Consider the following 25,025-nt stretch of genomic DNA (forward strand, 5'->3'; position numbering starts at 1 on the left):
AATATCCTTGTCCAGGATAGGGGGCGTGCAGATGGCAGCTGACCGTGGATCGACAACGCAAGTCCAGGCGTACCGCTTCGGCGTGCAACGGCTCAAGGAGGCCGTCGCCACCGGTGAAGCCTATCGGCGTGGTCCGCACGGGCCCCGTTCTGGAATGGCCTTTCTCATTGGCGTGGTCGTCGCATCGCTCGGCCTGGCCGGGATGCTCGTCTACGGGATCATCAAGCCTGCCCCGTCGGTCGGTGATGCCACCGTGCTCGTGGACACCGATACCGGCGTGGCCTACGTCGTACGTGATCGGGTGCTGCACCCCGCGACCAACCTGACGTCCGCGATGCTCGCTGCCGCACCGCCGACGAATGGTGACGTCCCGTTGCGGCGCCAGTCGGAGATCGTTCGGCGGGTGAACACCGAAAGCATCAGCGGGCTCTCCCGGGGGTCCCTCCTGGGTATCCCGGATGCCCCCGGCTCGGTGCCCGATGACGCCCACCAGCTGGACAGCCGTTGGACGGTCTGCGACGAGACCCAGAAAGATCCCGGCGGTCCGCCTCAGCCGTTGCCCGGGCTGCAGACCACCGTGATCATCGGTGAAGGTGGCGGGGGCGTTCGACCGGGCCCGGAGGTGGCCTCCCTGGTCACCGCCGACCGCGGCAACACCACCTATCTGCTGATGGACGGTCACCGCTCGAAGGTGAATCTGCGAGACCCGAAGCTGGCTCTCGGGCTGGGCATCGACAACACGAAGTTGCGCCCGATCAGCCTGGGGTTGTTGAACGCCATCCCGGAACGCCCGGAGATCGTCTCCCCGTCCGTCCCGGACCAGGGAAAACCGATCCAGCTCGCCAGCCGACGGTTGGCCATCGGAGACGTGGTGCGAGCCGAACAGGCCACGACCGGACGCACCTATTACGTGGTCCACAACGACGGTGTGCAGAAGATCACCAGCGTGACTGCGGATCTTCTCCGCTCAGTGACCGGGCAGCACGGTGACATCCCGGCGGTACCGCCCAGCGATCTGTCGAATGCGAAGATCACCAGCCATCCGTTGGACACCAGCCCGTATCCGGCGGTCCGCCCTGCCCTGGTCGACGCTGCCAGCGCGCCGGTGCTCTGCATGGACTGGGCTGCTGCTGAAGGCGGCCCGCAACGCACCATCTACCCGACCCGTTCGATGCCGCTCCCGTCCGGGGTGAAACCGGTGGAAGCACCGGCGAAGGAGACAGAACATTCGGCGCAGCGAATCTACGTGCGCCCCGGGTGGGGCCTGGTCGTGGGCCCGTGGCCCGATGGCGCGACCGTCAACGACGGAAACCCGGTGTTGATCACCGACCGGGGCATGAGCTTCCCGGTCGCCGACGCGCGCACCCTGCGACTTCTCGGGCTCGGCCAGCGGGTTCAGGCGGTGTCACCGGAGCTGGTCAAGCTGCTGCCGCAAGGGCCGGGGCTGGACACCCAGGCCGCCCTGCGGCTGGCCGAGGCGCGCGGTTCGGTACCGGCCGCGACGAAGACGCCCGGCGAGTCGCCGTCTCCCAGCACCTCGCCGTCTCCGTCTGCGTCACCGTCGGCGTCTCCGTCTCCTTCCCCGGGAGCCGGATCTCCCTCGCCGTCCCCGAGTTCGTCCTCCGGGACCACGTCACCCAGCACGACGGCCAGGCCGTCGCCGAGCCGATGAGTCGTTCCGCGTGGCCCTCCGGACCGGAGGACGTCCGTGATCTCGACCAGCTCGACGAGTGCTTGGCCGAGGGCCTGATCGGCCTCGCCGAGTACTGGGCGTGGCGTCCCCTCGTCCCGGCCACCGCACCTGCCCGGACCGGGAACGGCCCTTCAGACGGCCCGTTCCCGGCCGCCCCGGAGCCGAACAGCGGTCCGCCGCTTCTGACACCGGCCCCCTATCTTCCCGACGACCAGACACCCGAACCTGGGGAACGCCCCTTGCTGGCGGGGCTGCCGACCTCCCCGGCCCCGCAGGACGGACCGTCTGCCCCGGAAGGTGCGCCCGACCGGGAAAGACCCGCAGCACACGGTTTCCGTCCGCCGGACGGTGGGATCGATCTCCGCACGGGTTCCTCTGCCGAAGAGGCCGCGCGCCCCGAGACCGGACGCTCTCGATCCCGGTGGTGGCGACGCAGCTGAACCTGCTGGGTGTACACCGTCAGCCGGTGCTCTCAGCAGCGGTCGAGCCGCCGGTCCGGCAATACCGGGAAATCCTCACGGACGCGGCTCACCTCGGCCAGGTCCAGATCGACGGTCATCGTGGCGTCCGGGGCGCCGTCAGAGCCCGAGCATCCCAGTGCTTCCACCAGGACGGAACCGTCCGGCCCCACCACCAGACTCTGCCCAGCCATCGCGGTACGGCCGTTGACCCCGGCCGCACCACAACCCACCACGAAGACCTGATTCTCCATCGCCCTGGCCTGCAGCAGGATCCGCCACGCTTCTGAGCGGACCGCCGGCCATGAGGCCGATACCAGCATCATCTGCGCGCCCTGCCCGGCCAGAAGCCGGAAGAGCTCCGGGAAACGAAGGTCGTAGCAGGTGGCCAGACCGACCCGCACCGTCGTCTCCGCCGAGGTCGGACACGGCACCGGGATGTCGACGACACAGACCTGCTCGCCCGGCCGGACCAGGTCACGCTCCACACCGGCTGCGCCGAAGGTGTGGATCTTGCGATATGTCGTCAGGCAACTCCCGTCCGGACCGAAGACACCAGCGGTATTCGCCATGTGGCACCCGCTACCCGGCCGCCCGTCAGCGCGCTCGCTGTCCGCTCGCACAGCCGACTCCCCCTGCGCAGACAACTCCTCCATGATCGTCCCGGCGTGCAGCACGCATCCGGCACGGGCCGCTGCCGCAGCCATCACCGAGAAGGTCGGCCCGTCCACCGGTTCGGCGCGCTCGGGCCAGGAACGCGGGGTGAAAGCACCGACCGACCACAGTTCGGGGAGCACCACCAGGTCGACATCTGCCCCTGACCGTCCGACCCGGTCGGCGACCCGGACACGGTGCTCCTCACGGGGGAGGTCGTCGGCATACGCCAGCTGCACCACCGCCACCTTCATGAACGCCCCCGCTGCGCCTCTTCGGTCCGGCGGAAAGCCTCGGCGCGGCGCTCCAGCTCGGCGTTGTACGCCGCGAGGGCGGCATCGTGGTCGCGGTCGGCCTGGCGGTCCTGACGGCGGGCTTCGCTCTCGTCCGCCCGCATCCATGCCAGTGCGGTGAGCAGCGCCAACACCAGCATCGGGAACTCGCCGATGCCCCAGGTGATGCCGCCACCGGCCTGTTGATCCTCCAGGAGATCACCGACCCACCCGGTCGTCCCGCCGGTATGCAGCACTTCGAAGAATCCCGGGGCCAGCAAGGTCGTCGCCGACATGATCGCCACTCCGAAGAAAGCGTGCACACTCATCGTCACGAAAAGAGCGACCAGACGTAGCGAAGGCGGCCATCTACGCGGCCCCGGATCAATGCCGATCAACGACCAGCAGAAAACGTAACCAGCCAACATGAAATGCACCACCATCGCGACGTGGCCGGTATGGGTGCGCAAAGCCAATTCGAACAGGCCGGTGAAATAGAAAATGTAAAGCGATCCGGCGAAATTGATCGAGGCGACCACCGGATTGGCCCAGAAGGTCAGCCATCGTGAATGCGCCGTCGCCAGCAGGATCTCCCGAGGACCCATCGTTCTGTCACGGCGGGCAGGCAGCGCCCGGGACAGCAAACTCAACGGGGCTCCCACCGCCAGGAAGACCGGGATGCCCATCGTCAACATCATGTGCATGAACATGTGCGTGGAGAACTGCACCCGCCCGTAGACACCCGGTGCGCCTGAGGTCGTCCAGACGAACAGGAGCCAGCCGAAGGTCCACATCATCGTGCGCCGCACCGGCCAGGAATCGCCCCGGTGGTGCAGACGCACCACCGCCCACACATATACCCCCACGGCCAGCAAGGACACGGCCAGCCACAGCCAGTCGGCCCGCCAGACGGTGAACCAGTCCCACCCGGAGAGGCGTTGTGTCGGTGCCGGGTAGCCAGTCAGGGCGATCGCCACATCCGGGTCGGCCTGCGCGGAACGAGGAACAGGGGTCTGGCTGCGGGCCAGCCCTGCCCCTGCACCCATCGCCAACGCCATGATCGAGATCTCCACCGCGGCCAACCGGACGAAGGCGCCCTGCACGCGCCCCTCGGCCAGGCGTTTCACGATGCTCGCCCGCATCCGCCACCCGGCGGCGGCCAGGAGCGCGAGGAGTGCCACCTTCCCGACCAGCAGCAGGCCGTATCTGCTCGTGACCTGCGACCATTCGCCCAGGCGGACAGCGCCGTTGAGGACCCCCGAGAGCGCCACCCCACCCAAAGCCCAGGCAGCTAGAACTGAATACCTTTGCACAACAACAGAAGTTGCCGTTCCCAGGATCGGCCACAGGATGAGGATCGCCGCCAGGCCACCGCACCAGACGAAGGCCGCCGCCAGGTGCACCGCCAACGAATTCACCGCCGTGTCGTGCGACAGACTCCCCCCGGAATGGCCGGCCAAGGCCAAAGGCAACAAGGCGCCCACCGACAAAGCCGCCATCCAGACCATCGTCGTCTTCGAACGCGCCGTCGCCGCGCCCACCACCACGGCCAAAGCGATCAACACACTGATCAGATACACCCGGAACAGATCGATCGACCACACGAAACTCGACACCGTCGACAAGAAAGCCGCATCACCCACCGGCACCCCGGCAACATTGCTGATCAACAACAACATCGTGACCGTGCCAGCCACGACCCACACCACGCCCGTCATCGCCCCCAACCGACACGCCGTCTCCCGGCGCCGCGTCGACGTCGTGTCCGGCAGAATCGTCCCCGCCAACAACAGCAGGCCCACCGTGACCGTCCCGAAGACGTCATGCACCGTCCGCGCCAATGGCAAGCCATAACGAGCAAAAGGACCCCCGTCGGAAAACCCGTCCAGAGCAGCGAAAGCGCCCCCGTAAGCCCCCGCCAGAAACATTCCGAGCACTCCGCACAACGCGAGAACAGCCACCACGACCCACCACAGAAAAAGAGGAGTCCGATTTCCTACGAAGCTGTTCCGCAGCGCATTCGGGGAACCGATTGAGGTGGCCATGGCTCCCAGCCTAGATATTGTGGGGCCATGCCAATGCATCCGGCAGCACCCGAAGATCTGCACGGCCTCGTAGAAGCCTTCGCGGGAACGGCGCAAGCCGTGGTCGATCTCACCTTCGCCCTGTCCGAGGAGGACGCAGCCACGCCCACCCCCTGCCCGGGATGGACCATCAAGGATCAGGTGAGTCACGTGGTCAGCCTGGAATCCGCCCTCATCGGCCGCCCGGACCCCGTCGTCGACGTCCCAGACCGGGACTACCTGCGCAACAGCTTCGGCCGGTTCATGGAGAACGGCGTCGAACTACGTCGAGGGCGCGCCATCGGCGAGATCGTCACCGAACTGCAGCAGACCCTCGCCTCCAGGCTCGGACGGCTCCGAGACAGCGGCCTCACCGAAGACACCCAGGTCGAGGGCCTTCGCGGAAAGCCGACCACCCTCGCTGAACTGCTCAAACTGCGGATCTTCGACGTGTGGTGCCACGAACAGGACATCCGTGACGCACTGGGGCGCCCGGGCAACCAGGACTCCCCCGCCGCCGCCGTCACCGTGGCCCGCATCCTGGATGCGCTGCCCGAGATCGTCGTCCAGAAGGTCGGGTTGGAGCCCGGACGGGTGCTCATGGTCGAACTGACCGGACCCGTTGTCGCCCGATCCGGTGTCCGGGTCGAGAAGACCGAGGCCGGGGAGATCTGCGGACGTCAGATGTTCGCCGGTTCACATGACGAGACCGGGCCGATTCCCGCCATCGGCCGCACCATATCGCTGCAGATGTCCACCGACGTCTTCGCCCGCCGGGCTGCGGGGCGCCGCTCGACCGAGGACAGCGTCTACACCGTGCTCGGCGACGAAGAGGTGGCTCAGCAGTTCATGGAATGCCTGACGATCACGCCCTGAGCCAGGGACCGCCTGGTGGTTTTCTTCACGTGGTGGAACCGACAGCACCGATGTGGAACATATCGCACATCACATACGGCTGATCGCTAAACTTCCCCTGCCGTTCGAGGAGAGGGAAGAGCCGTGCGTGAATCGTCGCTGCCGATACAGCCGGTCATAGCCGGAGTGATCTGTGGAATCGTCGGTTTCACCAGTTCTTTCGCTGTGGTACTCACTGGTTTGACCGCCATGGGCGCCGACGCGAGCCAAGCCGCGTCCGGGCTGGCCGTGCTCTGCCTGACGATGGGCGCGTCCTCGGTCTTCCTCTCCTGGCGCTGCCGAGCCCCGGTCACCGCAGCCTGGTCGACACCAGGCGCGGCACTCCTCGCCACCGCAGCCGCACCAGAAGGCGGATTCGCTACCGCAGTAGGCGCCTTCATCCTGGTCGGCATCTTGCTCGCCCTGTCCGGGCTGGTGCCTTCCTTCGGTGATCTCGTCCGGCAGATCCCCACCCCCGTCGCCAACGCCATGCTCGCCGGAGTCCTGCTGAGCCTGTGCCTGGCACCCTTCCGTGATGTGGCGCGCAGCCCCTCCACCATCGCCCCGATCATCATCACCTGGCTGCTGCTCCTCCGCCTCGCCCGCCGCTGGGCCGTGCCCGGCGCCTTCGCCGTCGCCCTGATCGTGATGGGGCTCAGTGGCGCCTTCACCACGGTCTCCACCGAATCGCTGCTGCCCCGAGTCACCTGGATCACCCCCTCGCTGTCCTTGCCCGCGATGGTGGCAGTCGCCATTCCGCTGTACATCGTGACGATGACCAGCCAGAACATTCCCGGCATCACCGTTCTGCAATCCTTCGACTATCACCCGCCCTTCCGCGGAGCACTGGCCTGCACCGGTGCACTGAGCGCAGTCGGCGCCTTCTTCGGCGGCCACGCCATCAACCTGTCGGCGATCGCCGCGGCCCTGGCCGCCGGGCCGGAGGCCGGCGCAGACCGCGACCGTCGCTGGATCGCCGGCGTCTCCTGCGGGATCGTCTACATCCTGCTCGGGCCGGCCTCCAGAGCCGTCACGGAGATCTCCCAAGCCGCCCCGCCCGGGCTCCTCGGAGCCGTCGCCGGGCTCGCGCTGATCGCCAGCTTCGCGGGCGCCGCCAGTAGCGCCATGGGTGATGCCGACCATCGGGAGGCCGCCGCAGTCACCTTCCTCGTCGCGGCCTCGGGCTTCTCCGTCGCCGGAATCGGAGCCGCCTTCTGGTCCTTGGTGGCCGGTCTGATCGTCTATCTGGTGACTCATGCCCTGAAACGGCCGACGGAAACCGCAACGGCGTCGCCGACGCAGGACGAACACACCCTGGTGGAGGCTCCCACCGGTCAGAGCGCCCAGGCCTGAACAACTCACGGCCTCGTCGACGAGAGGCGGTCGGGGGTCCGTCGTCCCCGACCACCTCTCATCTGTTCGGCCGGTGGCTTCCCGAAGTCACCGGCCGTCGGTCTTCACCCCCAGACTAGGCCCTTCGCCGGATCGGACAGGATCGCGGCGATATCGGCGAGGAACTTACTGCCGAGGTCTCCGTCGATCAGTCGGTGGTCGAAGCTCAGGGCGAGCTGGGTGACCCAGCGGGGCACGACCATCTCCTGGCCGCCGTGGTCGATCACCCAGGGCATTCTTCGCACCGCGCCGAAAGCGAGGATCGCGCTCTCGCCGGGGTTGATGATCGGGGTGCCGGTGTCGACGCCGAAGACGCCGACATTGGTGATCGTGATGGTGCCCCCGGCCATGTCGCCGGGTTGGGTGCGCCCGGCACGAGCCGTCTCGACCAGGCCGCCCAGTGCCTCAGCGAGTTCACGCATGGTCATCGCGTCGGCGTCCTTGATATTCGGCACCACCAGCCCTCGGGGCGTCGCGGCGGCGATGCCCAGGTTCACGTAGTGCTTGACCAGGATCTCTTGGGCCTGCTCGTCCCAGACGGCGTTGACCCCGGGGTTGCGTCGGCAGGCCAGCAGCAGCGCTTTGGCGACGACGAGCAGCGGGGTGACTTTGACGTCGCGGAACTCGCGGTCTGTTTTCAGCCGTTCCACCAGGTCCATCGTCGCGGTGACGTCGATGGTGACGAACTCGGTGACGTGCGGGGCGGTGAACTTGCTGCGGACCATCGCGTCGGCCGTCATCCTCCGGACGCCCTTGACCGGGATGCGGGTCTCCCGTTCGCCGGTGGCACGCGGCGTACCGGACGGTGATGAGACCGCAGCCGAGTCCGGTGCGCCGACGGCTACGACCGGTGCGCCACCGCCTGCCAGGAAGGCCTCGATGTCCGCGCGAGAGATGATCCCGCCCTCACCCGAACCGTGGACCGCTGACAGGTCGACGCCACGATCCTTGGCGTACTTACGGACCGGGGGTTTCGCCAGCGGACGCCCGGTGCGCGACACCGGCCCGGCCGGGCCGACCGTCCGGGCCAGTGGCGCCGGTGGTGCCGGTGGTGCCGGTGGTGCCGGTGGTGCCGGTGGTGCCGGTGGTGCCGGTGGTGCCGGTGGTGCCGGTGCCGGCTCGCTTTCCTTGCCCGGCACGCTGGCGAGGGTCGTCGCAGACGGTGCCGGTCCGACTCCGCCCTTGCGGGCGCGTCGTCTCGTCGAGCCGGCGATGGCTCCGTAACCGACCAGGTTCGGTTCGCGTTTCTGGGCCGATGAGGCACCGGTGGTCTCGTTCTCCGGTGCTCCGGCGACGAGGACGGTGATGATCGGGGTACCGACCGGCACGGTGGCCCCTTGCGGGACCAGAAGTTCCCCGACGGTGCCTTCCCAAGGAATCGGCAGCTCCACCAAGGATTTCGCCGTCTCGATCTCCACCACGACCTGGTTCACCGTCACCGGATCCCCCGCCGCGACCTTCCAGGAGACGATCTCGGCCTCGGTCAACCCCTCACCCGGGTCGGGCAGGTTGAACACTTTCACGCCCATGTCCAGCCCCTCCTCAGAAGCTCAGCGAACGGTCGACGGCGTCGAGCACGCGGTCCAGATCAGGAAGGTGGTGTTCCTCCAGTTTGCTGGCCGGGTACGGGATCGAATATCCCGCGACCCGGATCACCGGGGACTCCAGGTGGTAGAAGAGCTTTTCCTGCACCTGAGCCGCGATCTCGGCACCGAAACCCATGAAGCGTGACGCCTCGTGCACCACCACGAGGCGCCCTGTCCGCTCCACCGAGGCCTGCAATGCGGCGAAATCCAGCGGATTGAGCCCGCGCAGGTCGATGACCTCCAGCTCCTGACCTTCCTCTGCGGCAGCTTCCGCGGCCTGTAGGCAGGTCTTCACCATCGGCCCGTAACAGGCCACGGTCACGTGCTCGCCGGGACGGACCACGACCGCTTCGTACAGGCTGCGCGGCGCTGACTCCGCAGTGTCGTCGACCTCCATCCGGTCGTGATAGCGACGTTTCGGTTCGAAGAAGATCACCGGGTCGTCGGTGGCGACCGCCTGCTGGATCATCCAGTAGGAGTCCTCGGCATTGGAGCAGGACACCACGCGCAGGCCCGCGCTGTGCAAGAAGTAGGCCTCATTGGACTCGCTGTGGTGTTCGACCGCACCGATACCACCACCGCAAGGGATACGGATGACCATGGGCAGCTTCGCCTGCCCCAAGGACCGGTTGTGCATCTTGGCGACCTGGCTGGTGATGTGGTCGAACGCCGGATAGACGAAACCGTCGAACTGGATCTCCACGACCGGCCGGTAGCCGCGCAAGGCCAGGCCGACCGCGGTGCCGACGATGCCCGACTCGGCCAACGGCGTGTCGATGACCCGGTCCTCGCCGAAGTCCTTCTGCAACCCCTCGGTCACCCGGAAGACTCCGCCGAGACGACCCACGTCCTCGCCCATCACGAGAACCTTCGGGTCGGCCTCCATCGCCCGACGCAGACCTGCGGTGATGCCCCTGCCCAGGGTGAGCGTGGTCATCGGCCCTCCTCCTCACCGGTGAAGCTCGCCTGGTACTCGAGGAACTCGGCGCGTTCGGCGTCGATCCCCGGGTGAGGGTCGCGATAGACGTGGTCAAACATGTCGGTGACCGGCGGATCAGGTAGCTCCTGCACCTTCCGGCGGATCGTCCGAGCCAGCTCGTCCGCTTCGGCGTCGACCTCGGCGAAGAAGGACTCCTCGGTGGCTCCGCGTGCCAACAGGAAGGTCTTGATCCGTTGGATCGGATCACGTTCCCGCCACAGGTCGACCTCGGCGGAGTCGCGGTACTTCGTCGGGTCGTCGCTGGTGGTGTGCGCACCCATCCGATAGGTGAAGGCCTCGATCAGGAAAGGCCCTTGCCCGGTACGTGCGTGCTCCAACGCCATCTTCCCCACGGCGTAGCAAGCCAGGACGTCATTGCCGTCGACCCGCACACCGGGGAAGCCAAAGCCACGGGCCCGCTGGTACAACGGGATCCGGGTCTGCCGTTCGTTCGGCTCCGAGATGGCCCATTGGTTGTTCTGGCAGAAGAAGACGATCGGGCACTGGTTCACGGCGGCGAAGACGAAGGATTCGTTGATGTCTCCTTGGCTGGTCGCTCCGTCCCCGAAGAAGGTCACCACTGCGGTGTCCCGGCCGGGGTCGCCGGTGCCGACCTGACCGTCGCGTTGCACCCCCATCGCGTATCCGACGGCGTGCAGGGCCTGGTTGCCGATGACGATCGTGTACAGGTGGAAATGGTGTTCGTTCGGGTCCCAGCCGCCCAGGCTGGTGCCCCGGAACATCCCGAAGATCGCCAACGGGTCCACGTCCCGGCAGTAAGCGACGCCGTGTTCCCGGTAGCTGGGGAAGGCGTAATCCTGCGCGGCCATCGCCCGCCCGATCCCGACCTGAGCCGCCTCCTGACCCACCAGTCCAGGCCACAGGCCGAGTTCGCCCTGCCGTTGCAGAGCCGTCCCTTCCGCGTCGAGCCGTCGGATCAACACCATGTCCCGGTAGAGGTCACGGCCGTCCTGATCCGTGAGGGCGTCGACGATCGGGTCGTACTCGATGTTGACCTCGTTACGTATCCGGTGCCCGTCCTTGTCGATGAACCGGATCGTCTCCGGCCCACCATCAGTGGACAAATGGGGCGTCCCGACCGTGGAAACGTGATGGTCGACGCCGGAGAACTCACCACCGAACGCCCGGTGAACAGCAGAATCGCTCACTGGTACTCCTTCGTACCTATCGGGGCCCAGGGTCGCCGGGCCCACAGCCTCCCACCGGCCTTGTCACTGCCTGCGGGTGCGCGCCCGCCCTGGTGCGGGCGAGGTGCTCGCTTCCCCGCCACGCTACCCGACCGACCCCACCCAGAGGTCCTGATCCGCAGGGCTGTCCGAAGCGAAGAGTTCCCCAGCACGACGCCCTCCCCAGGAGGGCCGACGACTTCGCAGGTGAGCGCCCACTGACGAAGATGAAGATCGCCCGTCCACAACAACGAGCCCTCTGGTCAGGTGACCTACCGAGCCGCCGATAGAAGAGCATGGATCAGCACACGCCGTACGGCACCCGTCGTCCACGGTCGTCTGCTCACAGTGGACCGGGGCACGCCATCGCCTTGGCCGTGGTCGCCGCACTATGTCTTCTTCTGTGGGCCGCCACCGTCCCGAGGATCGGTGCCGCCATCACACAGACCGGCCGTCCCGGGTACGACGCGCAAGTCGTGTCCTGCCCACAGCCGGGGGGATTCGTCGGGCGATGCGAGATCAGCGTCACCCGGGACGGCCAAGACGTCCGCACGAGGCTGGCCGACCCAGGGCTCATGATCCCGGAAACCGGTGACCGGCTGACCGTCACCCTCGACCAGGACGGCACCGCCCGCCCCGGAGGATGGCGGCCATGGGTGACCGTCGCCCTCTTGACCGGGCTGAGCCTCTTCATGACCCGCGCCACGATCACCCGGATGAAGGAAGCGATGCTCGCCTACGCCGTCGACGACGACTCCGACGACCTCGGCCTCCGCCAGGAGTTCGACGCGCAGACCGCGCAGACCAGCACCGGACGTGCGGCGAACGAACCGGGCTCACCACGCTCCCGATCGGACCAGGACGCCGCCTGACCTGCGGGGATCAGCCGACCAGCACCACCGGGCGCACCCACCGCTTACTCACGGTCATCGATTCATCGATGCTGACCACCGCGGGAGGTGAAGGGCGCCAATGCTTCAAGAAGCGCGTCATTGGCCTCAGTGCTGTCGATCGAACACCGAAGCCCCTCACCGGAGAAAGCACGGACCGACAGACCCGACTGCCCCAGAGCAGCGGCCACCGTGTCCGTGCGCTCACCGGTGTGCAGCCACACGAAATTCCCTTCCGTCTGCGGCGGATCCCACCCCTGCGCAACCAGCGCCGCCACCACCCGGGAACGCTCAGCCACGATCCGTTCGACCCGTTCGATCAAGGCTGCCTCCTCGTCGAGGCTGAACAGCGCGGCTTCCTCAGCAACCGCACTTACCCCGAAAGGAACCCCCGTCTTACGGATGGCGGTCGACACCGGGGCGTGGGCGATGCCGTACCCGACACGCAGCCCAGCCAAGCCGTACGCCTTGCTGAACGTACGCAACACCATCACATTGGGGTACTCCCGGTAGAGCTCGATCCCCTGGGCGGCCTGCCCGTCGCGAACGAACTCGACATAGGCCTCGTCCATGACGACCAACACGTGCTTGGGCACCTTGGCAAGGAAGTCACGCATCTCCGCGCCGGTGACGACCGGCCCGGTGGGATTGTTCGGGCTACAGACGAAGATGACCCTGGTACGAGGGCCGACCGCCGCAGCCATCGCCGTGAGATCGTGATGTCCCCGCTCATCGAGCGGAACCTGCACGGAACGTGCACCGGCCAGGCCGACCATGATCGGATAGGCCTCGAAACTCCGCCATGCGTAGACGACTTCGTCGCCCGCCTCGCACAAGGCGAGCACCGTCTGCTGCAGCACCCCGGAAGAACCGGTGCCGATGATCACGTCCTCCTCAGGAACCTGACATTCATCGGCGAGCCGCTGGGTGAGCTTGGTGCAGAACATGTCCGGATAGCGATTCATCCGCCCGGCCACCTGAGCCACCCGCTCGACCACCCCAGGTAGCGGCGGATAGGGGTTCTCGTTGCTGCTCATCTTGTGCGGAGTGACGCCGTCTCGAGCTGTCGGCTGCCGTCCGGGACGATAAGCAGGGATGCTCTTCAACGCCGCGCGAGTGGGAACGCTCGTCGGCGTTCGGGACTGATCGGCATCGCTCATGAGACAACTCTAGGCGTAGCCAGGAGAATTCCCGGCACGACCCGGTGAATCTCGCCCCGTCACCCTGAACACACCTTCTCCGCCCAGGACCGACCGACGCACCTGCGACACCGAACGGTGATCGAGATGCCCGCCGTACGGACAGTGTGCGGGCGAGGCTCAGCCGCGCTCTCCCCCGGCCGATAAGGGCTCTGCCCTTCTCGCCGTCCACGTTCCAGAGGAATACAGATGCACCTCCCTCCTGTTCTTCAACGCCTCTCGACCGTGCGCAACCAAGTAGCAGGGGTGGGAGCGATCGGGCTCCTCGGTGCTTGTGCCCTCGGCGGGCTGGCCCTGAGCAGCGTCTCTGAGATGCGGGAGGCGAACACCGAGCTGGGCCGCTTGCAGTCCTTGTCCTACGCCGTGGAGGAATTGCGTTTCAGCAATGCCGACACCAACGGCTGGCAAGGTTTCTACGCGTGGAGCACCCGCTTGGAGGACCAGGTGGAGGCGGTGAAACCGACCCCGAAGTCCAACCGCGCAGGTTTCGAGAAGGCTGCCAAGGAGACCCAGCAAAAAATCGACAAGATGGACACCTCCGCGATGACGACCGCGGAGAAGACCCAGTTCGAGATCATGAAGAAGAGTTGGAAGAGCTTCATGGACGGGGACACCGCTGCGGTGAAGGCCTTCGCCACCGGCACCCCTGAAGGTTTGGAACGAGGCACCAAGATCATCAACGAGGAGGTCTGTGTCACGGCCTACGAGGACCTGGACAAGGCCGGGCGTGACCTGAACGACTCCGTCCTCAAAAGGGTGAGCGCTCAACGGGCCACTGCTGATCAAGCCGCCGACCGGACGACCAAAACGTTGTGGTTCGCCCTTCCGGTGCTGGCCGTGGCCATCCTCGGCATAGCCTTCCTGACCGCGAACCGGATGGTCCGCGGGATCCACAGCGTGCACCGCAGCATCAATGCCCTCGGCCAGGGCGATCTGACCGTCCCCGCAGTGGCCTTCTCCCACGACGAGGTCGCCGAGATGGCACGGGACACCGAACGTGCCCGGCTCTCGATGCGAGAGGTCATCGGTTCGGTGCGGGAGGCCTCCACCCATGTGGCGCACTCCTCGGCATCACTCTCAGAAGTGTCCTTGCAGCTCAACACGTCGGCCGATGCCACCCGAAACCGCTTGGAAGAAGTGAGCACCGCTTCGGACAAGGTCAATTCGACGGTCGACACGGTCGCGTCCGGCACCGAGGAGATGACTGCCTCGATCCGTGCCATCGCCGACAATGCGAACAATGCCGCCGCCGTGGCCAGTCAGGCAGTCACCGCGACGGCCCGAACCAATGAGACGGTCAGCAGGTTGGGTGCTTCCAGCGCAGAGATCGGCGATGTCATCAAGGTGATCGGTCAGATCGCCGGGCAGACCAACCTCCTGGCGTTGAATGCCACCATCGAAGCAGCCCGGGCCGGGGAATCCGGAAAGGGCTTCGCCGTCGTCGCCAACGAGGTCAAGGAACTTGCCCGGGAGACCAGCGAAGCCACCGAGAGCATCTCGGAGAAGATCACCGCGATCCAGACCGAGACCCAGGAAGCCGTGTCCGCGATCAGCGCGATCAGCGCGATCATCTCGACGATCAATGACACTCAGAGCACCATCGCAGCAGCGGTGGAGGAGCAGACCGCGACGACGAACGAGATGGGCGGCAATGCTACGGTCGCCGCCCAGCAGACCGCCCAGATCTCCGAACGGGTCCGCGATGCGGTGATGACCGCAGCCGATGCCACTTCCGCAGCCACGACCACGTCATCGGCTTCCCAGGAGCTGGCTGACAGCGCAGCAGAATTGCACGAGCTGGTCGGCCGGTTCCGGCTATGAGGACCAGCTGACCCGGTTCAGTCCTCCCCGGCCAGGTTGGCGACGAGACCCAGCAGCACCAGCCCGACGGCGGGGGCAGCCATCGCCCACGGGGCTCGTTCCAGATGGACGACGGAATCAGCGAGGAGCTTCCCCCATTCCGCGGAGTCGTGGCCTGCGCCCAGGCCGAGGAACCCCAGACCCGTCAAGGCGAGCGCGAGACGGGCCAGTCGGACGACGGCGTGGCCGGTGACCGGGCGGATGACGCCGGGCAGCAGGTGCCGGATCATGATTCTTCCGCGGGTCGCTCCGGCGACGAGTGCGGCCTGGTGGAATCCGGTGGCTCGGGCTTCGGCGGCGAGGGTGCGGGTGTGGACGGCCAGGGGGATCCAGCCGACCAGGCAGATGGCCAAGGATGCGCTGAGCAGCCCTGGCCCGAGGACGGCGGCGACGACCAGGCCGAGGAAGACCGAGGGGATGGCGTTGAGTACGTCGGTGATCCCGGCGGAGGCGTGTGTGGCGACCAGTCCGACGGTGAGCCCGATGACCAGGCAGATCAGGCTGACCAGGATCGCGGGTCCGATGGTGAGCAGTGCGCCTTGGCCAACGCGTCCCCAGACGTCTCGGCCGACGTGGTCGGTGCCGAGGGGGTGGAGGAGGGATGGCGCGAGGTGGCGTTGGTCGGGGTGGATCTCGACGGTGCGGAAGAGGCCGCCCACGATCAGTGCGGTCAGTGTGATGGCGCTGATCAGCCAGGGCGGTGACGGGGTGAATCGTCCTTCGCGGCGGGTCGGTGTGCTGCCGTGGCCGTCGGTCAGTGCCGGGCTCATCAGGGTCCGGTGCAGTGCGGCCCCCAGGAGGCCGACCGTCGTTCCGAGGACGACGAGGGCGGCGACGGCCCCTTGTACCACGGGGAGGTCTTGGGCGAGTGAGGCTTCGAGGGTCACTCTGCCCAAGCCGGGGATGGCGTAGACCTCTTCCACGATGACGGCGGCGCCGACGATCCCGGCGAAGATCAGCATGACTTGGGGGAGTGCCACGGCGATGGCGCGTCGAGCTATCGAGCGGGCGATCCGGGTCGGTCGGGCGCCGTTGGCGCGCCAGGTGTGGACCCAGTCCTCGTCGGCGACGGCGGTCACTGCGGACATGAGGATGCGGATCAGGACTCCGGTGGCGCCCAGGGACAGCGCGGTCACCGGCAGGATCATGTCGCGTGGTTCTCGCCATCCGCTGGAGGGCAGCCAGCCCAATTGGACCGCGAAGACCGAGACGAGAAGGACGGCGACCACGAATCCGGGTGCGGCGGCAAGGATCGCGGCCAGTGCGCGCAGCCTGGTGGAGGTGGCGGGCCGGCCGAGCCCGGCGCCGATGACTCGGGGAGCGACCAGCAGGACCGCGACGACCAGTGAGGTGAGTGCGGCGAATCCGGCGAGGTTCAGGGAGACGGCGAGTGCCGAGCCGAGCGTGTCGGCGACGGCGCGTCCGCTGACCCAGGAGACGCCGAGGTCGCCTCCTGCTGCGCGGCTCGACCATCGGAGCGCGCCGACCAGGGGTGAGCTCGGCAGGTCGAGGTCTGCGCGGATCGCGGCCAGGGCGGCCGGGTCGGCGTCTCGTTCGACCTGCCGGGCACGCAGGACCGTCCGGGCCGGGTCTGATCCGGTGAGCCAGGGCAGGCTTCCGGCCAGGAGGACCACGGCGACGACCGATGTCCCGACCAGGGCGAGTGGTCGCAGCAGTGTGCGGACTTGTGCTGCGCCCCACCGGCTGAGGTGGGTGATCCCTGTTCCGGGGTCGGTGGGGCGGGTGGCCTGGGCGGGTGACGTGTTCATCCGGCGAGGGTGGTCCGGTGGGTGATCCAGGTCCATTCCAGCGGGTCGGCGGTCAGGCCGTCGACCTTCTTGGTGCGTCCGATGCGGACCACTTCGTGGACGAGGGGGACGTAGGCGCCGGAGCCGAGGACGGTCGCTTCGATGGCGGCGGCCCGGGTGCGGCGTTGGGTGACGTCGGTGATCTCGGCGGCTTCGGTGAGTTCTTTGTCGAGGGCTTCGTCGCAGTAGAAGGCGAGGTTGTAGCTGCCCTTGCAGCCGAAGTCGGACTGGAGGACGGAGATCGGGTCGTTGGCCTTGGACATGTACATGCGGGAGCCGATGACGGCGTCGTACTTGCCGGCCATGATCTCGGGTTCGAGCACGTTGTATGCCTTCACGACGGGGGTGGCGACGGTGAATCCGGCCTTGCGGAGTTGGTCGGCGACCAGGGTGAGTGCTTCGGGGAGTTCGGGCCGGTCGTCGTAGGTGGCCAGGGTGATGGTGCTGCCCTTGGGGTCGGCGGGGGCAGGGAACTGTGGTGCGGGGCGGTCCTTCGTCCAGACGGTGTCGCCGCGGAAGTATCCGGTGGCCGGGTCTGCTTGGCCTTCGAAGACGCTGTTGGCGACGGCTTTTCCGTCGATCGCTTTGGCGAAGGCCGCGCGCATGGCCGGGTCGGTGAAGGGGCCGCTGCGGGTGTTCAGGGAGATCCCGGTGGTGCGTGGGACGGGCCGGGTGTCGACGGTCTGGTCCTTGATGTTGCCGACCTGGGCGATGGGGACGTTCTGGATGACGTCGAGTTCCCCGGCGCGCAGACCGGCGACACGGCTGTCGGCCTTGCTGATGAATTTCACGTCCAGACCGCCGAGTCGGGGTTTTCCGCCCCAGTAGGACGGGTTGGCGTCGGCTTTGACGGCGGTCGCCCCGGTGACCTCTTTGAGGACGAAGGGGCCGGTCCCTGCCCCGAGGGTGTCGGGTTTGGACGGGTTCTTCTCGTAGGCCTTGGCGGCCAGGATCGACATGTCGGGGTTGCCGAAGCGTTGCATGAGGATCGGGTCGGGGGTCTCCGAGACGACCTTGACGGTGTCCTCGCCTTCGGCGGTGATGGTGAGTTTGCGTCCGCTGACGGTGGCCGGGGCCGGGGTGGCGCCGAGGGCGTGGTTGAGGCTGGCGGCGGCGGCTTTGGCGTCGACCTTGCTGCCGTCGTGGAAGGTCACCCCTTTGCGCAGGGTGAAGGTGGCGGTCGAGGCGTCGTCCATCGTGAATTTCTCGGCGAGCCCGGGCTGGGGGGTGCCGTCCTTGTCGAAGGTGATCAGGGGTTCGATGACCCCCAACCGGGTGAGGCTGACGGCGTCGTCGGTGTAGGGCGAGAGCTCGGCGCGGGGGGTGAAGTTGAGGGCGACACGCAGTCGGGCTGTGCCGTCGGCGGAGTTTCCGCTGTTCCCTTGGACCATGCATCCGCTCGCGGTGAGGGTGAGGGTGGTGGCGGCGGCGAGGGCAGCGAGTGTGCGGCGGTTCATGGTTCTCCTTGACGGCTGTGCCGGACCGGCGGCGGTGGTGAGGTGGGCGGTCCGGACTTCGTCGTCGTGGACCGTGGTCGATGTCGTGTGGTCGGCGGGATGGCCGACAGGTGGGCTCTGCGCGGGGTGTTCATGCAGCGGGTGCTGGAGGCAGCGTCGGTACGGCGCGGAGCAGGGCTTCGGTGCGCGGGTGCTGCGGGGTGCTGAGGACGTCGGCGACGGGTCCTTGTTCGACGATGCGTCCGGCGTCGAGGACGACGACGGTGTCGCACAGGTGGTGGACGATGCCCAGGTCGTGGGAGACGAAGACGAGGGCGGGGCCGTCGCCGGTGCAGGTCTCGCGCAGTGTGCGGGTGACGTGCAGCCGCGCGGAGGCGTCGAGCGCGCTGACGGCTTCGTCGGCGATGACGACTTCCGGCGAGGGCGCGAGAGCACGGGCCAGAGCCACTCGTTGGCGTTGCCCGCCGGAGAGCTGGGCGGGATATCTGCTGGCCAGACCAGGGTCGAGGCCGACCTGGTGAAGGCATTCGCGTACTCGGCTGTCGTGGTCGCCGGGGACGGCGAGACACTGGAGGGGTTCGGCGATGCTGTCAGCGATGCGCAGGTGCGGGTCGAGCGAGTTGGACGGGTCCTGAGGGACGAATTGCACGAGTTTGCGGTACCAGGTCAGGTTGCTGCGGGGATGTACGGCCCGACCGCGGTAGGTGACCTGCCCGGAGTCGGGGGTCTCCAGGCCGAGGAGCAGCCGCATGAGGGTCGATTTCCCGCAGCCGGAGCCACCGACGACGCCCAGGCGTGTACCGGTGGTGACAGTCAGGTCGATGCCGTCGACGGCGTGGACGACGCCTCGTCCGCGGAGACGGTCCGGCCAGTGCGGGGCAGGGTAGGAGCGGTGGAGCGCGCGTGCGGCGAGCAGCACGGTGGTTTCGTCCTCACGAGGCCGGCCGGCGGTCATCCGAGCCCTCCGACAGGTTCGAGTTCGCAGGGTTCGGTTGCGGGCTGCGGAATTTTCGTGGGGAGCTCGGTGGGAAGCGCCGTGGCCCGGGAGGCCTCGAGGAGCTCGGCGACATAAGGGTGTGCCGGTGCGTGGAGGACGCGGTGGAGGGGACCGGAGTCGACGACCTCTCCGTGGCGCAGGACGACGAGGTCGTCACAGACGGTGGCCGCGACCGCGATGTCGTGGGTGATGAAGAGCAGAGCCCGTTCCTGGCTGATCTCGGCGAGCAGGGGCAGGATCTCGGCCTGGACGCAGACGTCGAGGGCGGAGGTGGGTTCATCGGCGATGAGCAGGTCCGGCCCAGCCGCGAGGGCCATGGCGATCCCGACCCGTTGCCGTTGCCCGCCGGAGAGACTTCCGGGGTGCCTTCTGGCCAGTCGCGACGCTTCAGGAAGTTTCACCTGTTCGAGGAGTTCGACGGCGCGGGACCACGCTTCGGCGCGCCCCAGACCTCGGGCCCGCAACGGTTCGGCGACCTGGTCTCCGACGCGGACGAGAGGGTTCAGTGCGGTGCGGGGGTCCTGGGCGATCAGCCCGACGGTGTGCCCGCGTTCTTGACGCCATTGGCGTTCGGGCGCACCGAGCATTTCTTGACCGTGCAGGAGAATTGATCCGGTGGCAGTGGCTTTCTCAGGGAGGAGGCCGAGAAGTGCGCGCGCGGTGAGGGTTTTCCCGGAGCCGGATTCGCCGAGGAGGCCGAGCCGTTGCCCTGCGGTCAGTTCGAGATCGACTCCGTGAAGAATTTCTTGCTCTCCGAAGCAAATTCGCAGGTCACAGACGCGGGCGACCTGCTTGTTCATGGTTTCTCCTGGGTGACCGGCACGGCGCAAGGATACTGATAGCCGTTATCACCAATCAAGCCGAGCGCGGCGATGACCACGGAGAACACTTTCTCGTCCACCCACCAACTCGCACCACGAAGTCAAAAGCCGAGGCACGCCAGGCCTTCCGCCGAAAATCACACCGGATACGCCGTCGGGGGCTCCTGAACGAATCCAGAAACCCCCGACAGTATTTCGCAGAAGACTCAGCCCAGCGCGATGTCCAGCGCCCGCCAGTCGACCCCGTCGGGCGCGGTCGCCCGCACCGTCGCCAGCAACCCCAGACGGGATGCCTTGACGTCCTCCTCCTTGGCCATGACGAGGATGTCGTCGAAGAACCGGGCCACCGGAGCGATCAAGGCGTCGGCTTCGACCGCATAGGCGGCGACGGAGCGACCGGGCCGATGCCCGACAGCCTCCACCGCGGCCCGCAGCTCGACCTCGGCCGGTTCTCCGAGCAGTTCGGCCCGGTAGGTGGCCTCGGTACCCGCGGGGACGATCCGGTCGATGCGCTGCAAGGCGGCGACCACCTGACGGAAGCTCTCGTCCGCAGCGAGGGACTGCATGTCGGTCAGGGTGGCAACGGCCCGCCCCGGCGACCCGGCGCCAGGCAGGATCGCCTGGACGAAACCGGCCGGGATTCCTTCGTCCCGGAGCAACTGGGCGAACCGGCCGATGGTGAATTCCTCGGCCGCGTCGACCGCGTCGGTGGACACCTCGACGCCTTGCCCACGCAGCCGGGTCGCGGCGGCTTCCAAGCCGTCCCGCAGGGTCAGCGTGGCCAGTTCCTCGCGTTCACGTAGGATCCGCAGCACCCCGAGGGCGGCCCGCCGCAGACCGTACGGGTCGGACGAGCCGGTCGGTTTCGCGCCCAGGGCGAACATCGCCATCAACAGGTCGAACCGGTCACCCAGGGCGAGCAGTGCACCCGGCGTGGACGCGGGGATCGCATCGGCCTGGGTGTGCGGCTGTTCCATCTCGTACAGGGCGTCGGCGACGGCTTGGGTCTCTCCCTTGCGCACCGCGTACTCCCGAGCGACGAACCCGGCCAGCGAGCTCATCTCGACGACCATCTGGGTGGCCAGGTCGAACTTCGCGAGCTGCCCGGCACGCTCCAGGGCCGCGGTGCCGTCGGCATCGAGCCCGGCGCCGCGTCCGGCGAGCAGCCCGGCCAGCGCGGCGGAGACGTCCTTGATCCGGGAGGCCCGTTCCCCCACCGAACCCAACCGGTTCTCGAAGGTGAGCTTGGCCAGCCCGGGTACGAAGTCGTCGACCTTCTCGGTCTTCAGGTCGGCATTCCAGAAGAAGAGCGCGTCCTCGTACCGGGCCCGCAGCACGGACTCATTGCCCCGGCACACCACGTCGTCGTCGCAGTCGCCATTGGCCATGGTCACGAAGTAGGGCATGAGCGCGCCCTTGTCGTCGCGCACCGGCAGGTAGCGCTGGTGCTTGCGCATCACGGCGGTGAGGATCTGCTCGGGCAGGTCGAGATAGCGGGCGTCGAATCCGCCGATGATGCCGTGGGGTTTCTCCACGAGGTTGGTGATCTCGTCGATGACGGAGGATTCCGCGTCGATGTCGACCCGGCCGTCGTAGCAGTCCGCGAGCCTGGTGGCCTGTTCGACCACGGATGCGCGACGGTCGGCGATGCGCACATCGATCCCGGCGTCCTGCAGGCAGGAGAGCAGCTCGTCGGCCTGGGCGATGTCCACGTGGGGTCGTTCGGCGCCGCGCAGTACATAGGTGGTGCGTCCGGCGGTCAACCGGGAGACGGTGACCGGTACGACTGCGGGGCCCCACAGGGCGACCAGCCACCGGATCGCCCGGGAGAAGGCCAGGTCGGGGTCGTTCCAGCGCATGTTCTTCTCGGCGCGCAGCCCGGAGACCGTCTCGCCGAGCACCTGGGTGAGCACCTCGAGCGCGGGGCGACCGGTCTGGGTCACCTCGACGACGGCGTGTTCATTGCCGCCGATCTCCGCTTTGACGACCTGGTCGACGGTGGCTTTCTGCCCACGCATGAACCCTTCGAGGGCTTTGGTGGGTTTGCCGTCGCCGTCGAAGGCGGCCTGCCATTTGGGTCCTTTGACCTGGCGGATCGCGTCGGGTTCCTCGGGGGCCACGTCCTCGACGATCGCGACGATCCGGCGCGGGGTGCCGTCGACGGTGATCGCGCCGTGCGTCAGGCGGGTCGCCCCGAGTTTGTCGGTCAACGCGGCCCGGACCTGCTCGACGGTGTCCGGCAGGACGTGCGGGGGCAGTTCTTCGACGCCGATCTCGAAGGCGAGTGTCTGCGGGGTCGTGGGCAGCGGTGTGCTGTCCAGGTCGGGTACGACCTGGAGGTCGGGGCCGTCCTCGCGGATCAACGGCAGGCCGAGTTCTTCGCGGCGTTCGACCCACAGGGTGGCGGTGTCGCGCATGAGGCGGCGCATGGTGGCGAAGGCCTTGGCGCGTTCGGTGGTGGAGATCGCGCCACGGGCGTCGAGCACGTTGAAGGCGTGGCTGGACTTGAGGATGTACGAGTGCGCGGGGACGGGCAGACGCGCTTCGACCATGCGGGTGGCCTCGGCGACATAGCTCTCGTAGAGCGCCCGGTTGGTCTCGACGTCGGCGTCGTCGAGGTAGTAGCGGGACATCTCGTACTCGTTCTGACCGAAGGCCTCACCGTAGGTGATGGTCTCCCCGGAGGGTTTGGTCGCGTAGACGATGTCCTTGAAGTGGGTGACGCCCTGCACGGCCATGAGGATGCGTTCCATGCCGTAGGTCAGTTCGACCGGGATCGGGTCGAGGTTGTGCCCGCCGACCTGCTGGAAGTAGGTGAACTGGGTGATCTCCATGCCGTCGAGCCAGACTTCCCAGCCCAGACCCCAGGCACCGATGGCCGGTTGGGCCCAGTTGTCCTCGACGAAACGGACGTCGTGGGCGTGCAGGTCGATACCGAGTGCTTCGAGACTGCCCAGGTAGAGCTCCTGCGGGTCACCGGGTTCGGGTTTGAGGATCACCTGGAACTGGGTGTGCATCTGCAGACGGTTGGGGTTCTCGCCGTACCGGGAGTCGTCGGGGCGGACGCTGGGCTCCACGTAGGCGACGTCCCATGGCTCGGGGCCGAGCACCCGCAACACGGTGGCCGGGTTCATGGTGCCCGCTCCCACCTCCGTGTTGAAGGGCTGCACGGTGAGGCAGCCTTTCTCGGTCCAGTAGTCGGCCAGTTTCCGGAGGGCGTCTTGCATCGTCAGCACGTTCCTAGGCTACCGGCGGGTGTCCGGGCAGATCGTGCGACGAGGGGACGACGAGTCGGCACGGCAGCGGCGTCGTGCGGGCTTCGCCTGACGGCCGGTCATGGACACGCTGCGCCCGGTGTGCCCGTACGAGGGAGGAAAGGCCCGCCACCAGGCAGCATGCGTGTTCGGTCGGGTTCTCCGTACCGGATCGGCCATGATGGGGGCATGACTTCGGTGTTCGGTGCTTTCGGTTCGGTACAGCGTGGAAGACAGGGACCTGCCGCCCCGGCGGATCGGCGTCCGCGGATCGACGGGATCCCGGTGGACCGGCTACCCGAGATCCTCGCCGAGACCCGTCGCGGGCAGCGCCTCCGGGTCACCACGGTCGGCGAGGACGTGCTGGCGCGTCCGTGCCGGGAGATCACCGAGTTCGGGGGCGCGACCCTGCGTTCTCTGATCGACGACATGTACGCCACCATGGCCTGCTGCCACGGTGTCGGCCTGGCGGCCAACCAGATCGGCGTCGACCTGCGCCTTTTCGTCTACGACTGCGATGACGCCTACGGGGTTCGGCATGTCGGGCATGTCATCAACCCGGTGCTCGAGGTGCGTGACCGGCGGTCGGCCGACCGGGAGTCGGACGAGGAGGGCTGTCTGTCGGTGCCGGGCCCGATCGCCGCGGTGAACCGCCCGTCGACCGCTGTCGTCCGCGGTGTCGACATGTACGGGAAACCTGTGGTGGTCAACGGGACGGGCATGCTGGCCCGCTGTTTGCAGCACGAGTGCGACCATCTCGACGGCAAGTTGTACATCGACCATTTGAACGGTCGCGAGCGCCGCCGGGTCCTCAAGGCGATGGAGACGGAGAAGCAGGACACCTGGGACCGGTGGGAAGAGCGCGCTCTGGCGTTGGGGAAGACCCCGGCTGCCGAGCTGTCCCCCGAACCGCCGAATGTCGAGGACTGCGTCACGGCGTCCGGGCAGTAGTCGAGGGTCAGCCGCGGCGTACGGGCTTTGGGGGGGTGGGTCAGGAGACGTAGTCCTTGAGCACGCCGAGGAGGGGGTTCCATTCGGTGACGGTGTGCGCGGCGACGAGCCCTTCCTTCTGGAAGGGGTCGCCGGCCAGGAAACTTTCGACGGCTTCGGTGGATTCGGCCGTGAAGATCAGTAGTGCCTCGCTGACCCCGACGTACGGGCCGGAGGCCAGCAGGTGCCCGGCTTCGACGAGTTCGGCGAGGTAGGCGCGGTGGGCGGGCCGCTTCTCGGCGATGGTGTCGGTGTCATCGGTGTAGGTGTAGTGCACGGCGTAGATCGACATGGAGTCACCCTAGTTGTACTGACCGGACCCACCAGGCGCACGCCCTGTTCCTTGGCCTGGCCGAGCGGCTACTCGGCCAGTTCCTTCTGATCGATGCCCTCTCCGGTCACGGGATCGATCATCGCTTCTGTTGCTTCGGTCGGGGACGCTGACATGACCGTCTCCTTATCGAATTAAGGCGGGCGCTAACACCCGTTTTTCTTATCGCCCCTCACTCCTTGAATCATCAAGTGGGGAAAGACACTCGCGCACTCCTCCGCCGCTATCGCGCGCTCCTGC

19 protein-coding genes are annotated in these 25,025 nt (G+C 67.4%); 7 read left to right on the plus strand and 12 right to left on the minus strand.

Going from position 1 to position 25,025, the window contains the following annotated elements; all coding sequences use genetic code 11:
• Nucleotides 1-31: 31 nt before the first annotated feature.
• Together eccB and DX923_RS13895 are read left to right on the plus strand one after the other, a co-directional pair.
• Nucleotides 32-1,672 carry a type VII secretion protein EccB gene (gene eccB / locus DX923_RS13890; RefSeq protein WP_240322846.1) on the plus strand — a complete coding sequence of 547 codons (1,641 nt, stop codon included), beginning with the start codon at nucleotides 32-34 and terminating at the stop codon, nucleotides 1,670-1,672.
• Nucleotides 1,669-2,133 (plus strand): hypothetical protein, encoded by a 465-nt coding sequence (locus tag DX923_RS13895; protein ID WP_116115708.1) that lies wholly within the window; start codon nucleotides 1,669-1,671, stop codon nucleotides 2,131-2,133. Before eccB ends, DX923_RS13895 begins: the two co-directional genes overlap by 4 nt.
• A gap of 32 nt (nucleotides 2,134-2,165) precedes the next feature.
• On the opposite strand, the gene DX923_RS13900 is transcribed toward DX923_RS13895, so the two are convergent.
• Both DX923_RS13900 and DX923_RS13905 read right to left on the minus strand, forming a co-directional pair.
• Entirely contained in the window at nucleotides 2,166-3,059 is an 894-nt protein-coding gene (locus DX923_RS13900) for a nitrilase-related carbon-nitrogen hydrolase (protein WP_116115709.1), read from the minus strand.
• Entirely contained in the window at nucleotides 3,056-5,122 is a 2,067-nt protein-coding gene (locus DX923_RS13905; protein WP_240322646.1) for a cytochrome c oxidase assembly protein, read from the minus strand. Before DX923_RS13905 ends, DX923_RS13900 begins: the two co-directional genes overlap by 4 nt.
• 27 nt (nucleotides 5,123-5,149) lie before the next feature.
• Between DX923_RS13905 and DX923_RS13910 the strand changes: the two genes are divergently transcribed.
• Complete coding sequence (locus DX923_RS13910; protein ID WP_240322647.1) at nucleotides 5,150-6,016, plus strand: maleylpyruvate isomerase family mycothiol-dependent enzyme; 867 nt, start codon at nucleotides 5,150-5,152, stop codon at nucleotides 6,014-6,016.
• 123 nt (nucleotides 6,017-6,139) lie between these two features.
• On the plus strand, nucleotides 6,140-7,387 hold the full coding sequence (locus DX923_RS13915; protein ID WP_116115711.1) for a benzoate/H(+) symporter BenE family transporter: 1,248 nt from the start codon (nucleotides 6,140-6,142) through the stop codon (nucleotides 7,385-7,387).
• 104 nt (nucleotides 7,388-7,491) lie between these two features.
• Here the strand turns inward: DX923_RS13915 and DX923_RS13920 are convergent, their stop codons facing one another.
• From DX923_RS13920 to pdhA, 3 genes are read right to left on the minus strand one after another with little or no spacing between them, the layout of a single operon-like run.
• Entirely contained in the window at nucleotides 7,492-8,955 is a 1,464-nt protein-coding gene (locus tag DX923_RS13920; protein ID WP_116115712.1) for a dihydrolipoamide acetyltransferase family protein, read from the minus strand.
• Between the two features lie 13 nt (nucleotides 8,956-8,968).
• A complete protein-coding gene (locus tag DX923_RS13925; protein WP_116115713.1) occupies nucleotides 8,969-9,949 on the minus strand; it encodes an alpha-ketoacid dehydrogenase subunit beta in 981 nt (326 codons plus the stop codon).
• A complete protein-coding gene (gene pdhA / locus DX923_RS13930) occupies nucleotides 9,946-11,160 on the minus strand; it encodes a pyruvate dehydrogenase (acetyl-transferring) E1 component subunit alpha (protein ID WP_205413051.1) in 1,215 nt (404 codons plus the stop codon). Before pdhA ends, DX923_RS13925 begins: the two co-directional genes overlap by 4 nt.
• 314 nt (nucleotides 11,161-11,474) lie before the next feature.
• Here pdhA and DX923_RS13940 point away from each other — a divergent pair, with 314 nt between their 5' ends.
• Nucleotides 11,475-12,050, plus strand: a complete 576-nt coding sequence (locus DX923_RS13940) for a hypothetical protein (RefSeq protein ID WP_162873012.1) — start codon at nucleotides 11,475-11,477, stop codon at nucleotides 12,048-12,050.
• A gap of 62 nt (nucleotides 12,051-12,112) precedes the next feature.
• On the opposite strand, the gene hisC is transcribed toward DX923_RS13940, so the two are convergent.
• Nucleotides 12,113-13,228: a histidinol-phosphate transaminase gene (gene hisC / locus DX923_RS13945; protein ID WP_116115716.1), complete on the minus strand. Its 1,116-nt coding sequence runs from the start codon at nucleotides 13,226-13,228 to the stop codon at nucleotides 12,113-12,115.
• Nucleotides 13,229-13,456: 228 nt separating this feature from the next.
• Here hisC and DX923_RS13950 point away from each other — a divergent pair, with 228 nt between their 5' ends.
• Complete coding sequence (locus DX923_RS13950) at nucleotides 13,457-15,088, plus strand: methyl-accepting chemotaxis protein (RefSeq protein WP_116115717.1); 1,632 nt, start codon at nucleotides 13,457-13,459, stop codon at nucleotides 15,086-15,088.
• A gap of 17 nt (nucleotides 15,089-15,105) precedes the next feature.
• Here DX923_RS13950 and DX923_RS13955 read toward each other — a convergent pair whose 3' ends face one another.
• The 5 genes from DX923_RS13955 to DX923_RS13975 all read right to left on the minus strand — a co-directional run bounded on the left by DX923_RS13955 (nucleotide 15,106) and on the right by DX923_RS13975 (nucleotide 23,437).
• Nucleotides 15,106-16,896, minus strand: a complete 1,791-nt coding sequence (locus DX923_RS13955; protein WP_162873013.1) for an ABC transporter permease subunit — start codon at nucleotides 16,894-16,896, stop codon at nucleotides 15,106-15,108.
• Nucleotides 16,893-18,392 (minus strand): ABC transporter substrate-binding protein, encoded by a 1,500-nt coding sequence (locus tag DX923_RS13960; protein WP_116115719.1) that lies wholly within the window; start codon nucleotides 18,390-18,392, stop codon nucleotides 16,893-16,895. The genes DX923_RS13955 and DX923_RS13960 overlap by 4 nt, the downstream gene beginning before the upstream one ends.
• 130 nt (nucleotides 18,393-18,522) lie before the next feature.
• On the minus strand, nucleotides 18,523-19,347 hold the full coding sequence (locus DX923_RS13965) for an ABC transporter ATP-binding protein (protein ID WP_116115720.1): 825 nt from the start codon (nucleotides 19,345-19,347) through the stop codon (nucleotides 18,523-18,525).
• The gene (locus DX923_RS13970; RefSeq protein WP_116115721.1) at nucleotides 19,344-20,189 is read right to left on the minus strand and encodes an ABC transporter ATP-binding protein; all 846 of its coding nucleotides are present in this window, start codon (nucleotides 20,187-20,189) and stop codon (nucleotides 19,344-19,346) included. Before DX923_RS13970 ends, DX923_RS13965 begins: the two co-directional genes overlap by 4 nt.
• A 227-nt stretch (nucleotides 20,190-20,416) precedes the next feature.
• Nucleotides 20,417-23,437: a glycine--tRNA ligase gene (locus DX923_RS13975; RefSeq protein WP_240322847.1), complete on the minus strand. Its 3,021-nt coding sequence runs from the start codon at nucleotides 23,435-23,437 to the stop codon at nucleotides 20,417-20,419.
• 216 nt (nucleotides 23,438-23,653) lie between these two features.
• Here DX923_RS13975 and def point away from each other — a divergent pair, with 216 nt between their 5' ends.
• The gene (gene def / locus DX923_RS13980) at nucleotides 23,654-24,415 is read left to right on the plus strand and encodes a peptide deformylase (protein ID WP_116116354.1); all 762 of its coding nucleotides are present in this window, start codon (nucleotides 23,654-23,656) and stop codon (nucleotides 24,413-24,415) included.
• 40 nt (nucleotides 24,416-24,455) lie between these two features.
• Here def and DX923_RS13985 read toward each other — a convergent pair whose 3' ends face one another.
• Nucleotides 24,456-24,746, minus strand: coding sequence for a YciI family protein (locus DX923_RS13985; protein WP_116115723.1), 291 nt, complete (start codon nucleotides 24,744-24,746; stop codon nucleotides 24,456-24,458).
• Nucleotides 24,747-25,025 lie beyond the last annotated feature (279 nt).

It is taken from the genome of Austwickia chelonae (assembly GCF_003391095.1).
In the GTDB taxonomy this organism is placed as follows: domain Bacteria; phylum Actinomycetota; class Actinomycetes; order Actinomycetales; family Dermatophilaceae; genus Austwickia; species Austwickia chelonae_A.